Annotated in this window: 11 protein-coding genes; 2 read left to right on the forward strand and 9 right to left on the reverse strand. The window is 71.1% G+C overall.

Features of this window, described 5'->3' with window-relative positions; all coding sequences use genetic code 11:
- Window positions 1-9 precede the first annotated feature (9 nt).
- Complete coding sequence (locus tag G6N16_RS16335; RefSeq protein ID WP_083028854.1) at window positions 10-1,440, forward strand: amidase; 1,431 nt, start codon at window positions 10-12, stop codon at window positions 1,438-1,440.
- On the opposite strand, the gene era is transcribed toward G6N16_RS16335, so the two are convergent.
- The 7 genes from era to hrcA form a co-directional block, all read right to left on the reverse strand.
- A complete protein-coding gene (era, locus tag G6N16_RS16340; protein ID WP_083028853.1) occupies window positions 1,437-2,348 on the reverse strand; it encodes a GTPase Era in 912 nt (303 codons plus the stop codon). The genes G6N16_RS16335 and era overlap by 4 nt on opposite strands.
- Window positions 2,345-3,628: a hemolysin family protein gene (locus G6N16_RS16345; protein WP_083028852.1), complete on the reverse strand. Its 1,284-nt coding sequence runs from the start codon at window positions 3,626-3,628 to the stop codon at window positions 2,345-2,347. Before G6N16_RS16345 ends, era begins: the two co-directional genes overlap by 4 nt.
- A 67-nt stretch (window positions 3,629-3,695) precedes the next feature.
- Window positions 3,696-4,244, reverse strand: coding sequence for an rRNA maturation RNase YbeY (gene ybeY, locus G6N16_RS16350; protein ID WP_083028851.1), 549 nt, complete (start codon window positions 4,242-4,244; stop codon window positions 3,696-3,698).
- Window positions 4,241-5,272: a PhoH family protein gene (locus tag G6N16_RS16355; RefSeq protein WP_083028850.1), complete on the reverse strand. Its 1,032-nt coding sequence runs from the start codon at window positions 5,270-5,272 to the stop codon at window positions 4,241-4,243. Before G6N16_RS16355 ends, ybeY begins: the two co-directional genes overlap by 4 nt.
- A 58-nt stretch (window positions 5,273-5,330) precedes the next feature.
- On the reverse strand, window positions 5,331-6,074 hold the full coding sequence (locus G6N16_RS16360; protein ID WP_083028849.1) for a 16S rRNA (uracil(1498)-N(3))-methyltransferase: 744 nt from the start codon (window positions 6,072-6,074) through the stop codon (window positions 5,331-5,333).
- A 3-nt stretch (window positions 6,075-6,077) separates the two neighbouring features.
- Window positions 6,078-7,229, reverse strand: coding sequence for a molecular chaperone DnaJ (gene dnaJ, locus G6N16_RS16365; protein ID WP_083028848.1), 1,152 nt, complete (start codon window positions 7,227-7,229; stop codon window positions 6,078-6,080).
- A gap of 38 nt (window positions 7,230-7,267) precedes the next feature.
- Window positions 7,268-8,338, reverse strand: a complete 1,071-nt coding sequence (gene hrcA, locus G6N16_RS16370; protein WP_163787903.1) for a heat-inducible transcriptional repressor HrcA — start codon at window positions 8,336-8,338, stop codon at window positions 7,268-7,270.
- Window positions 8,339-8,414: 76 nt separating this feature from the next.
- Between hrcA and G6N16_RS16375 the strand changes: the two genes are divergently transcribed.
- Window positions 8,415-8,765 (forward strand): type II toxin-antitoxin system VapB family antitoxin, encoded by a 351-nt coding sequence (locus G6N16_RS16375; protein ID WP_083028846.1) that lies wholly within the window; start codon window positions 8,415-8,417, stop codon window positions 8,763-8,765.
- Window positions 8,766-8,857: 92 nt separating this feature from the next.
- On the opposite strand, the gene G6N16_RS16380 is transcribed toward G6N16_RS16375, so the two are convergent.
- Together G6N16_RS16380 and G6N16_RS16385 are read right to left on the reverse strand one after the other, a co-directional pair.
- A complete protein-coding gene (locus G6N16_RS16380; RefSeq protein ID WP_083028845.1) occupies window positions 8,858-10,333 on the reverse strand; it encodes an HNH endonuclease signature motif containing protein in 1,476 nt (491 codons plus the stop codon).
- Between the two features lie 66 nt (window positions 10,334-10,399).
- Complete coding sequence (locus G6N16_RS16385; RefSeq protein WP_083028844.1) at window positions 10,400-13,207, reverse strand: AMP-binding protein; 2,808 nt, start codon at window positions 13,205-13,207, stop codon at window positions 10,400-10,402.

Genomic DNA, 13,207 nt, shown 5'->3' on the forward strand with positions numbered 1-13,207 from the left:
GACGGCACCATGGCCTTCTCCGAATTCCCCACCGTCGCGCATCAGCTGTACCAGCTCGCCGGCGGCGAACGCACCGCGCTCGAGCTGACCCGGCGGTCGCTGGCCGCCATCGAAGCCAGCCAGCCGACGCTGAACGCCTTTCGGGTGGTGCTGGCCGAGCGGGCGCTGGCCACCGCGGCCGAGGCCGACCGCCGCCGCGCCGCCGGGCAGAGGGCGCCGCTGCTCGGTGTGCCGATCGCCATCAAGGACGACGTGGACCTGGCCGGGGCGCCGACGGCGTTCGGCACCGACGGCTGGATCCCCCCGGCGGCCACCGACGCCGAGCTGGTCCGCCGCCTGGACGCGGCCGGCGCGGTGATCGTCGGCAAGACCAACACCTGCGAGCTCGGCCAGTGGCCGTTCACCAGCGGGCCGGGCTTCGGGCACACGCGGAATCCGTGGAGCCGCAAACACACCCCGGGTGGTTCCTCCGGTGGCGCCGCGGCGGCCGTCGCGGCGGGTCTGGTGGCCGCGGCGATCGGCTCCGACGGGGCCGGCAGCGTCCGCATCCCGGCGGCCTGGACGAATCTGGTCGGCATCAAACCGCAGCGCGGCCGCATCTCGACGTGGCCGCTGCCGGACACCTTCAACGGCATCACCGTCAACGGGGTGCTGGCCCACACCGTCGCCGACGCCGCGCTGGTGCTCGACGCGATATCCGGCAGCACCGACGGCGACGTGCACATCCCCGAGCCGGTGTCGGCGTACGACGGCGTCCGCAGCGCACCGGGGGATCTGCGGGTCGCGCTGTCCACCCGGTTCCCGTTCACCGGGTTCCCGGCCCGGCTGGATCCGCAGATCGCCGCGGCGCTGAGGACGGTGGCCGGTCAGCTGACCGAGCTCGGGCACACCGTGGTCGAGGGCAACCCGGACTACGGGCTGCGACTGTCCTGGAGTTTTCTGGCGCGCTCCACCTCCGGACTGCTGCCCTGGCGGGAACGGCTGAGCCCGGGTGCCCGCTGGGACCGTCGGACATTGTCGAATTTCACCATGGGGCAACTACTTTCGCAGCGCATCTTGAAGCGGGCCCGCCGCGAGGAGAAGAACCAGCAGCGCCGGATCGGCGCGATCTTCGACCTGGTCGACGTGGTCCTGGCACCGACGACGGCGCTGCCCCCACCCCGGGTGGACGCGTTCGACGGCCTGAGCCCGACGGCGACCGACCGCGCGATCATCGCCGCCTGCCCGGTGTGCTGGCCGTGGAATGCGCTGGGCTGGCCGTCGATCAACATCCCGGCCGGGTTCACCACCGACGGGCTGCCGATCGGCGTGCAGTTGATGGGCCCGGCGAACTCCGAGCCGCTGCTGGTGTCGCTGGCCGCCGAACTGGAAGCCGTCAGCGACTGGTCCGGGCGCCGGCCGCAGCGCTGGTGGGACGCCCCGGCTCGGCCCCAGCCCTAAAAGCCCAGCCGGCCCAGCTGTTTGGGGTCGCGCTGCCAGTTCTTGGCGACCTTCACCCGCAGGTCCAGGAACACCTTGGTGCCCAACAGTTTTTCGATCTGGCCGCGCGCGGCGGTGCCGACGTGGCGCAGCCGCGCCCCGCCCTTGCCGATGACGATGCCCCTCTGCGAGTCCCGTTCGACGTAGAGCACGGCGTACACGTCGACCATCGGGTCGTCCTCGGGCCGGTCGGGGCGGTCCTCGACGCTCTCGATGACGACGGCCAGCGAGTGCGGCAGTTCATCGCGCACGCCCTCTAAGGCGGCCTCCCGGATGAACTCGGCCATCAGGGTTTCCTCGGGCTCGTCGGTGAGTTCGCCGTCGGGGTAGAACGCCGGGCCCGGTTCCAGCAGGCCGGCCAGCACGTCGATGACCACGTCGACCTGCTGTCCGGTGGTCGCCGAAACCGGCACGATCTCGGCGGCGTGCTCACCGAATTCGGTTGCCACCGAGGCCAATTGCGCGGCGACCCGGTCCTTGGACACCTTGTCGATCTTGGTGACCAGCACCACCAGGGCGGTGCGCGGGGCGACATCGCGGATCTGCTGGTAGATCCACCGGTCGCCGGGGCCGATGGGCTCGTCGGCCGGGATGCACAGACCGATCACGTCGACCTGCGAGTAGGTGTCGCGGACCAGGTCGTTGAGCCGTTTGCCGAGCAGGGTACGCGGCCGGTGCAAGCCGGGGGTGTCGACCAGGATGATCTGGAAACCGTCGCGGTGCACGATGCCGCGAATGGTGTGCCGGGTGGTCTGCGGCCGGTTCGAGGTGATGGCCACCTTCGCCCCCACCAGCGCATTGGTCAGGGTGGATTTCCCGGCGTTGGGCCGGCCCACCAGACAGACGAAGCCAGAACGGAATTCGGTCACGATGCCTCCACACCAGGTTCGACCAGCACGGTGTTGACCCGCATCCGGCCGCGCTGATCACGCCCGCCCTCGGCGCGCAGCCGAAGACCGTGCGCGGTCACCTCCGAACCGGGCAACGGCACCCGGCCCAGCTCGAGGGCCAGCAACCCGCCGACGGTGTCGACGGTCTCGGACTGGTCCTCGTCAAACTCGATGCCGTAGAGCTCGGCGAGGTCGTCGATCGGCAACCGCGCCGACACCCGGTACCGCCCGTCGCCGAGCTCGTGGATCGGGGCGATCTCCGCGTCGTCGTACTCGTCGGCGATCTCCCCGACGATCTCCTCCAACACGTCCTCGATGGTCACCAGCCCGGCGATGGCGCCGTACTCGTCGACCAGCAGCGCCATGTGATTGCGGGTGCGCTGCATCTCGGCGAGCAGGTCATCCAGCGGTTTGGTGTCCGGGACGAACACGGCCGGGCGCATCACCTGGGACACCTGGGTGTCGCGGCCGCCCGTCGTCGAGGTGTAGGTGCGGCGCACCAGGTCCTTGAGGTAGACGACGCCGAGCACGTCATCGACGTTGTCGCCGATCACCGGGATGCGGGAGTGTCCGCTGCGCACGGCCAGCGAGGTGGCCTGCCCGGCGTGCTTGTCGTGCTCGATCCAGACCATCTCGGTCCGCGGCACCATGACCTCGCGAGCGACGGTGTCCCCCAGTTCGAACACCGACTGGATCATCCGGCGTTCCTCGTCGGCGACGACGCCGCGTTGGCCGGCCAGCTCGACGACCTCGCGCAGTTCGATTTCCGAGGCGAACGGTCCGTTGCGGAACCCGCGACCGGGTGTCAGCGCGTTGCCGATCAGGATCAGCAACCGGCTGATCGGCATCAGCAGCACCGAAATCGCCTGCAGCACAGCGGCGGACATCAGCGAGATGGAGTAGGCGTTCTGCCGACCGACGGTCCGCGGCCCGACGCCGATGAGGACGAAACTGGTGACCACCATGATGGCCGCGGCGACCACCAGCGCCCAGCCCAGGCTCATATGCGCGCTGAGGTAGGCGACCAGCAGCACCGTCGCGGTGGTCTCGCAGACGATGCGCAGCAGCACCACCAGGCTGACGTAGCGGGGCCGTTCGGCGATCACCGCCGAGAGCCGCACGGCGCCGGGCCGCTCCTCGCGCACCATCTCCGACACCCGCGCGATCGACACCGTGCCGATCGCCGCGTCCAGCGCCGAGAACAGTCCGCCGAGCGCAACCAGGGCGATCGCGCCGACCAGCGCGGCCGGTCCGCTCACCAGCTTCCCAATTCGCTGCGCGCAGGCTCCGGTCCTCGCTGCGCTGCGATCCTCACCGGCGCTGCGCTCACAGGCCGTCGGACTGGTTGTGGAACTCGTTGGACCGGTCCAGCAGGTAGCGGTCCTTCTCGCCCTGGCGGTTGCGGTGATACAGCTTCTCCTGATCGCGGTACCACTCGGCCAGCAGCCGGTTCTGCAGGGCGAACATCTCCTTCTCCTCATCCGGCTCGGCGTGGTCGTAGCCGAGCAGATGCAGCACGCCGTGCACGGTGAGCAGGGCGAGTTCGTGGGCCAGCGGATGTCCGGCGGCCTTGGCCTGTTCGGCGGCGAACGGCGGGCACAGCACGATGTCGCCGAGCATCGCCGGGCCGGGCTCACCGGCGTCCGGGCGACCGCCGGGCTCCAGCTCGTCCATCGGGAAGCTCATCACGTCGGTGGGACCGGGCAGGTCCATCCAGCGCAGGTGCAGATCGGCCATCGCCTCGGAGTCGAGCAGGATCATCGACAGTTCCGCGCCGGGGTTGACCTCCATCGCCGCGATGACGAACCGGGCGACGCTGATCAGCTCCTCCTCGCTGACGTCGACGCCGGATTCGTTGGACACTTCGATGGTCACGGCCGGACCTCCCGCGGTCCCCGCGACGGTCGCCGTCGCTGCTCCCGGTTGGCCGGCCCCTCGGCACGCGCGTACGCGTCGACGATGTCGGACACCAGCCGGTGGCGGACCACGTCGGCGCTGGTCAACTGGGCGAAATGAATGTCGTCGATGCCGTCGAGAATATCCACCGCGGCGGCCAGCCCCGAACGTGCCCCGCCGGGCAGGTCCACCTGGGTGATGTCGCCGGTGACGACGATCCGGGAGCCGAAGCCCAGCCGGGTGAGGAACATCTTCATCTGCTCGGCGGTGGTGTTCTGCGCCTCATCGAGGATGACGAATGCGTCATTGAGGGTCCGGCCGCGCATAAATGCCAGCGGCGCCACCTCGATCACCCCGGCGGCCATCAGCTTCGGGATCGCCTCGGCGTCCATCATGTCGTGCAGGGCGTCGTACAGCGGCCGCAGATAGGGGTCGATCTTGTCGGCCATCGTGCCGGGCAGGAAGCCCAGCCGCTCGCCGGCTTCCACCGCCGGGCGGGTGAGGATGATCCTGGTGACCTGCTTGGTGCGCAGTGCGTTGACGGCCTTGGCCATCGCCAGATAGGTCTTGCCGGTGCCGGCCGGGCCGATGGCGAACACGATGGTGTTCTTGTCGATGGCGTCGACGTAATGCTTCTGGTTCAGCGTCTTGGGCCGGATGGTCTTGCCGCGACGGCTCAGGATGTCCAGGCTGAGCACCTCGGCCGGCGAGGCGACGCCGGAGTCGGTCATCATGCCGACGCTGCGGCGCACGCTGTCCGGGGTCAGCGCGTGCCCGGCGGCGACCAGGGCGATGAGTTCGCTGAGTACCCGGTCGGCCAGCGCGACGTCGGCGGGTGCGCCGGTGACGGTGACGGTGTTGCCACGGACGTGCAGATCGGCGGTGAGGGCCTGCTCCAGCACCCGCAGGTTCTCGTCGGCGGAACCAAGCAGCGCGACGACAAGGTCGGAGGGGACTTCGATGGTGCTGCGCACCGAGTTGCCGGGCGCGGGATCGCGGGGGGTCACGTGGGGTGTTTTGCCTGCCTGTCGGTTCACCGGAACACCTGGAGTCTACCGCCGGGGCTCAGGCCCACCGCGGGGTCAGCACCCCCAGGGCGCCCAGTGCGACGGCGGCGGCGGTGGACGTGCGCAGCACGGTGGGGCCCAGCCGCACCGGGTGCGCGCCGACGGCGGTGAGGGCGGACAGCTCGTCGTCGCCGATGCCACCCTCCGGGCCGATGATCAGCGTGATCGACGACGCGGCGGCGGGCTCCAGCGTCGCCAGCGCAACGACGGCGTCCTCGTGCAGTACCAGCGTCAGGGTGCCCGGGGCGGCGTCGGCGATGCGGCGGGCCAGTTCGGCGGTGTCGATGACGCCGTCGACCGGCGGGATGTGTGCGCGGCGGGACTGCCGGGCGGCCGAGCGGATGACCGCCGACCAGCGGCGCAGCCCCTTCTCGGCCCGCGGGCCGTCCCAGCGGGCCACGCAGCGCGCGGCCTGCCAGGCGCAGAAGGCGTCGGCGCCGGCCTCGGTGGCCAGCTCGACGGCCAGCTCGGAGCGCTCGGATTTGGGGATGGCCTGCACGACAGTGACCGGTGGCGTCGGGGCCGGAACGGTGGCCCGGGTCTGCACCTGTGCGGTCAGTTCCTTCTTGGCGACGTCGATGACCTCGCAGTCGGCGACCTCACCCGCGCCGTCGCTCAGCACGATCGCTTCGCCCACCCGCAGCCGGCGTACCGAGGCGGCGTGGAAGCCCTCGTCGCCGTCGAGCAGTACCCGGGCGCCGACCGCGGGCAGCGCGTCGACATAGAACAGCGGCTTGGACACCGGTCAGCGGCCGGTGAAGGTCTCGCGGAGTCGGCTGAAGATGCCGCCGCCGTTGTGGGCGGCCGCCGAGCGGGTCGCGGTGACCTCGCTGCGTTCGTGTTGCCGGTTGGCGCGCAGTTGGCCCAGCAGTTCGGTGTCGCGGGCGTCGAGCCGGGTCGGCACCACCACGTTGACGTGCGCGTGCAGGTCACCGCGGGCCCCGGAACGCAGGTGCGGCATGCCGCGGCCGCGCAGGGTGACGACGGTCTCCGGCTGGGTGCCGGCGGGCACGGTCAGCTCGGTGGGGCCGTCGAGGATCACGTCGATGCTGACGCTGGTGCCCAGCGCGGCGTCGACCATCGGGACGTCGATGCTGCAGTGCAGGTCGTCGCCGTCGCGCTCGAACAGCTCGTGCGGCTTTTCGTGCACCTCGACGTACAGGTCACCGGCCGGTCCGCCGCCGGGGCCGACCTCGCCCTGGGCGGCCAGCCGCACCCGCATGCCCTCGCCGACACCGGCCGGGATCTTGACGCTGATGTCGCGGCGGGCCCGGACCCGGCCGTCGCCACCGCAGTTGTGGCACGGATCGAGAATGACCTCGCCGACGCCGCGGCAGGTGGGGCACGGCCGGGACGTCATCACCTGGCCGAGCAGGGAACGCTGCAGGGTCTGCACCTCGCCGCGGCCACCGCAGGTGTCGCAGGTGCTCGGCCGGGAGTCGCCGTGGGTGCCGCGGCCCTGGCAGCCGTCGCACAGGATCGCGGTGTCGACGGTGACCTGCTTGGTGACGCCGGTGGCGCATTCGGTCAGGTCGAGGCGCAGTCGCAGCAGCGAATCCGATCCGGGCCGGACCCGCCCGACGGGTCCGCGGGAGCCGCCGCCACCGCCGAAGAACGCCTCGAAGACGTCACCGAGGCCGCCGAACCCGCCGAAGCCGGCACCGCCGCCGCCCATGCCGGTTTCCATCGGGTCGCCGCCCAGGTCGACGATGCGGCGCTTCTCCGGGTCGGTCAGCACCTCATAGGCGACCGAAATCTCCTGGAACCGGATCTGCGCCTGCTGGTCGGGGTTGACGTCAGGGTGCAATTCGCGGGCCAGTTTCCGGTAGGCGCGCTTGAGCTCCGCGTCGGTGGCGCCTTGGGCGACGCCGAGCAGACCGTAGTAATCCCGAGCCACGCTTGTCCCACACCTTCGCCAAATCCGGCCGGGGCCAGTCAGCGGCTGCCCAGCACCTCTCCGATATACAACGCAACAGCGGCGACGCTGGAAATGGTTCCCGGATAATCCATCCGGGTCGGTCCAAGCACGCCCATGCCGCCGTAGACGGTATCCATTGTGCCGTATGTAGTGGTAACCACCGAGGTCCCGGCCATCTCCCCGGCCCCGGCGGCCACCTCCGTCTCGTGGCCGATGCGCACGGTCACCTTACCGGCCTCCTGCTGCGCGGCCAGCAGCTTGAGCACCACCACCTGCTCCTCCAGCGCCTCCAGCACGGTGCGCAGCGAGCCGCCGAAATCGGCGGTGTTGTGCGTGAGGTTGGCGGTCCCGCCGGTCAGCAGCCGCTCCTCGCGATGCTCGACCAGGGTCTCCACCAGCACGGTCGCGGCCCGGCCGATCGCGTCGGCCAGCGGATTGCCGGCGCCCATCGGCTGGTTGCGGTCCCCGCCGACCAGCTGGCCGGCCAGGTCCGCCACCGCGATCGACGCGGCCGAGAGACTCTTGCCGTCCAGTGCCTTGCCCAGCAGATCCCGCAGCTGGGCCAGTTGATGCTCGTCGAGGGGGTTGCCGAGCTCCACGATGCGCTGATCGACCCGGCCGGAGTCGGTGATGACCACCAGCAGCAGCCGGGCCGGGGTGAGCGCGACGACCTCCAGGTGGCGCACCGTGGACGCCGACAGCGTCGGGTACTGCACGACGGCGACCTGGCGGGTCAGCTGCGCCAGCAGTCGCACCGCCCGGCGCAGCACGTCGTCGAGGTCAACGCCGGAGTCGAGGAAGTCCAGGATCGCGCGGCGCTCTGGGGCCGACATGGGTTTGACGCCATCGAGCCGGTCGACGAATTCTCGGTAGCCCTTCTCGGTGGGGATGCGCCCGGAGCTGGTGTGCGGCTGGGTGATGTAGCCCTCGGCCTCCAGCACGGCCATGTCGTTGCGGACGGTGGCGCTGGAGACACCCAGGTTGTGGCGTTCGACGAGGGTTTTCGAGCCGATCGGTTCGCGGGTCGCGACGAAGTCGGCCACGATGGCCCGCAGCACCCCGAAACGGCGGTCGTCGGCGCTGCTCACGGTAGGTGTCTCCCCTCTGCTGCGGTGTTGCGCCCAGCTTACGGCGGCCCGATACCCGAGCGGTTAACGTGTGCACATGATCTTCAAGGGTGTCCGGGAGGGCAAGCCGTATCCCCCACACCAACTACAGCATCGGGACTGGGCGAAGATCCCCCCTCGACAGATCCGGCTCGATGAGCTGGTGACCACGACGACGGTGCTGGCCCTGGACCGCCTGCTGTCGGAGGACTCGACGTTCTACGGCGACCTCTTCCCGCACGCGGTGAAGTGGAAGGGCGTGGTGTATCTGGAGGACGGTCTGCACCGCGCGGTGCGGGCCGCCCTGCGCAATCGGACTGTGCTGCACGCCCGGGTGTTCGACATGGACACCGGCCTGATCCCGCCGGCCGGGCCGCCGTCGGGGCCGCCGAGCATCGTCCGCGGCTGACTCTTGCGTTCGTCCGCGCTGACTTTTCCGCGCTCGTTCGCGTCTCCCGCGCCGGCTCTTCCGCGCTTACTCGAGGCTCGGCCCCAAGTTCTCTAGCTGCGTAGTGTTCCGGTGGTTCTGGGTCGGTGGTGGTAGCGGGTGAGTAGGCGCACCGGGTGGTGGTAGTTGTTGACCCGCGGTCCGTCGGTGTCGAGTTTGGGGGGTGGGACCCATTCGACGAGGCCGTCTTTGCGCAGGCGGACGGTCCAGCGGGTGTTGGGGTGGCCTTCGGTCATCCGGTGATGGCCCGGACAGGTTTGGGCCATGGCATCGACGTTGGTCTGTCCCACACCGCGCCAGGGGTCGCAGTGGTGGATCTCGCACCGGTACCCGGGAGTGGTGCAGGTGGGGAACGTGCACCCCAGATCGCGGGCGTAGAGCACGATCCGCTGCCCCGGACTCGCGGTGCGCCGGGTGCGTCCCAGGTACAGGGGGATGTTGGTGTGGCGGTCGAACACCGTGAGGTAGTGATAGGCCTCGCGGGCTTCGCGGATCACATCCGACATGGGCAGGACGGTGCCCCCGGCGGTGATGCCCACTCCGGTCGCGTCGGTCAAATCTTGCAGGGTGGTGGTGATGACGATGGTCGCCGGTAGGCCGTTGAGTTTGCCGAGGCTGCCGGAGGCGAGGACGGCACGTGCGGCGGCCAGTAGCGCGTCGTGGGTGCGCTGCTCCACACTGCGTTTGTCACCATCGATCTGTTCGGCCGACGGGGTCCCCTCAACGCAGGGATCCTTCGGGGTGGGGTCGCACATGCCGGGGGCGCCGAGTTTGGCGCAGATCACTTCGACGGTGGCCCGCCACTGCGGGGTGACCCAGCCGGTGAGTTTGCTCATCCCGTCGACGCCTTGGGGGCCGATGACGATACCGCGCCGCCGCGCCCGGTCTTCGTCATCGAGGGGCCCGTCGGTGTCGATCATCGACGCCAACCGCAACGCCAGGGTGCGCAGGTCTTCGGGGGTGGCGTCGGTGGCGTATCCGGCGAGCTCGGCTTCCACCTCGGCGCGCAGTTCCGGGTCGACGCGCTGGGGCAATCTGGCCATGAAGTCGGCGATGACGGTGACGTGTTCGCCGCTGATGCGCCCGTCGGCGACCCCGGCCGCGGTTGCGGGCAGTTTCGGCGGCAACGCCGGGCCGGTGACGGTGAGCTGCGGGGACAGTAGGGCCGCGGCGCGCAGCCGGGTGTGGACGGCGCGGCGGCTGATCCGCAAACGGGTCGCGAGCAGCTCCACCACACTTTTGGCGCCGAACTCTCGCGGGCTGAGCCGGGCCAGGCGGCCCATGACTCGGTGATCGGTGACCGCATGGGAGCGGGTCATGGCTTCTAAACGCTCGGCGACGGCCAGCACATCGGCCTCGGTCAGTGCGTCGAGGTTCAACGCGTCGAAGTCGGAGGCGGCGGCCTCCAGCCGGCCCAGAGCGGCGGCCACGGTCCCGCGATCCGCCAGCCGGCCCACCAGCCGGGCCACCCCCGGCTCCGGGAGCCCACATCCGGGAATCCCCTCCCCGGGAACCGTCGTCGAACTCATACCCAAACGCTAGTTCGAGCCACTGACAAAAACGCCGGTCAGACCGACAAAACAAGACCCCAAACCCTAAGAATCCTGTGAGAAATTATCGGGGCGGGTCGCCATCGGCGCCAGCGGCGGAAGGGCTGCGTCAGCGCCGCCGCCAACGGGCTCGACAGCGTCCGTTTCGGCCGGGCGATCGTCGGCCTCCCCGGTCAGCACCGCCCCCGCGGCGACCCGGTCCACCCGGCCCTCGGCGGTATACGGCAGCCGGCCGGTCAGCCGGATCACCGTGGGAACCTGGTGTACCGGCAGCAGCCCGGACATCGCCCGGGCCAGCCGCTCCTCGGTCATCTCCGGGTCGTCGACCTGCACCAGCGCGGCCAGCACGCCGCCGTCGTCGCCGGGCAACGCGAGCACGACCGCGCCGGCGACCCCACGGATGCGGTGCACGGCTGTGGTCACCTCGTCGAGATTCACCCGCCGGTCACCGATCACCGCCTCGTTCCCGGCCCGGCCGACGACTTCCAGCGTGCCGTTCGGCCAGTACCGGGCCCGGTCGCCGGTGCGGAACCACCGGCCGCCGTTGTCGTCGGTGAATCGCAGGGCGGTCAGCTCCGGGTCCCCGGAGTAGCCCTGCGCCAGTCCTCGCCCACTGATCAGCAGCTCCCCGACCACCCAGTCCGGGCAGTCGGCGCCGTCGGCGGTGACCACCCGGCAGGCGGTGTTGGGCAGCGGCCTCCCGTAGGGCAGCCCGGTCCAGTACGACGGGATGATCGCCGGTTCGCAGAAGCAGGCGGCCAGCGCCGTCTCGGTCGAGCCGCCCAGGCCGATGAATCGGGTCTGCGGAGCCTCCCGGCGCACCGCGGTGGCCAGGTCGACGTGGATCGGATCGGAGCCGGTGACCACCACCCGCAGCGACCCGAGCCGCCCGGCCCCCGCCTCGATGAGTTGCCGCACGGCGCCGGGGGCGGCGTTGAGCACGGTGACGCCGTAGGCGGCCACCAGCCGGGCCCACGCCGCCGGGTCGCGCCGGCGCGCCTCGTCGACGACGACCACGGTTCCGCCGGTGGCCAGGGTGGCGAACACGTCGAGGATCGTCCAGGCGGTGGCCGACGGCGACACGGCCAGGACCCGGTCGGCGGGGCTCAAACCGAAGTGGCGGGCCGCGAATTCGACGGTGTTCATCAGCGCGTCGTGGGTCAGCTCGACGGCCCGGTGCGATCCGGCAGTGAACAGGATCGCCGCCCGGTCGCCCGGATCGCCGTCCACCGGCTCGGCGCGGTGACCCTCGGCGACCGCGTCGGCCACCGACAGCGCGCCGGTGACGGGTTCGGCCGCCGCGGACAACACCAGCGCCGGCTGCACCGGCAGGTCGGCCGGATCGGTGACCGGCAGGAAGGCGGCCCCGGCGGCCAGTGTGCCCAGCAGCGCGGCGATGTAGTCGATGCCGTCGCCGGTGACCGAGACGATGTCACCGCGGCCCACCCCGCGCCGGGTCAGCGCCGACGCGACCGCCAATGCCCGCCGGGCCAGGCCGAGGTAGCTGATCTGGCCGGTGGCCGCGATCACCGCAATGGCGCTCGGCTGCACCTGCGCGGCACGGAAAAGACCGTCGTGCAGGCGTTTTCCGCTCGGCACCGAGGTCGCGGCGTTCAGTGCGGCGCGGATGGAGAACTGGCCCTCGGGCACCACCGAGCTGGCCGCGACGGTCCACGGGTCGACGTCAGCGGTGGTGTCGGCCAGTCGCACCAGTTCGTCGACATAGTGCGCGAACATCGCGTCCATGGCGCCCGGGCGGAAGACGTCTTCGCGCACGCTCCAGTTCACCAGCAGCTCACCGCCGACCTCGATGACCTGGACGTCCAGGTCCACCCCGGGTATCCGGGTGGTCAGCCAGACCGGCTCGCCGAACGTCGCGGTGACCGCGGGGGTGAAGAAGTCACCGGCGCCGAGCAGGCCGGTGAACGCGACCGGGGCTGCCTTTTCCCGGTGCACGGCCAGCTCCTCGAGCACCGCGCGGCCGGGGTAGCCGGCGTGCGCGGCGGCCTCGCCGACGGCGGCGGTCACCGCGCGGGCGCAGTCGACTGCGGTGACGGCCGCGCCCGGATCCACCTGCACCGGCAGCACCGAGCTGAAATCGCCGACCAGCCAACCGACTTGGGCGTGCACGGGGCGACGGTCGAAGATCATCAGGGCCAGCAGCATCGGTGATCGCGACGACCAGGCGGCCAGCGACGAGGTCAACACGGATGCGGCGGCGGCCGGGACGCTGACGCCGTGCTGGTGCGCCGCGCGGTACAGGCCGTCGCGGACGGCGTCGCCCAGTCGTCGGGAACGACGGGTGATGCGACGGGGGTCGGTCTGTTCCCAGCGGGGCAATGTCGGCAGTCCCGGCGCCGGGGCCAGTCCCGGCAACCGCTCCCGCCACCACGCGCGGTCGCGGGACACCGTGGCGTCGTCGGGCGGCGGGACGGCCCGCCGGTACTGCTCGACGGTGACGTTCAGCTCTGGAGTCTCGGCGCCGGTGTAGGCCGAGGCCAGGTCCGCCATCAGGATGCCGAGGCTCGGCAGGTCGGCGTCGTGCAGGTCCAGGTGGACGTGCAGCCGGGCGCGCCCGCCCGGCAGTCGGGTCAGGCCCAGCCGCAGCGGGCTGGTCCCGAGCCCGGCGGCCGTGCCGGCTTCGCGGATGGCGGTCAGTTCCCGCTCGGCGTCGGTGTCCGGACGCTCGCGAAGGTCGTCGACCGGGATCGACGGGTCACCGGCGGTCTCGCCGACGCGCAGCTGCGGGTGCCGTGCGGTCAGGGCCGCCGCGGCTCGCGTCAGGCGCTGCGGGTCGAGGTCCGGGCCGTCGAATTCGGCGTAGAGCTGTCCGTGATCGTCGTCGTCGGCCAT

Origin of the sequence: Mycolicibacterium insubricum, from assembly GCF_010731615.1 — a bacterium.
Classification (GTDB): Bacteria; Actinomycetota; Actinomycetes; order Mycobacteriales; family Mycobacteriaceae; genus Mycobacterium; species Mycobacterium insubricum.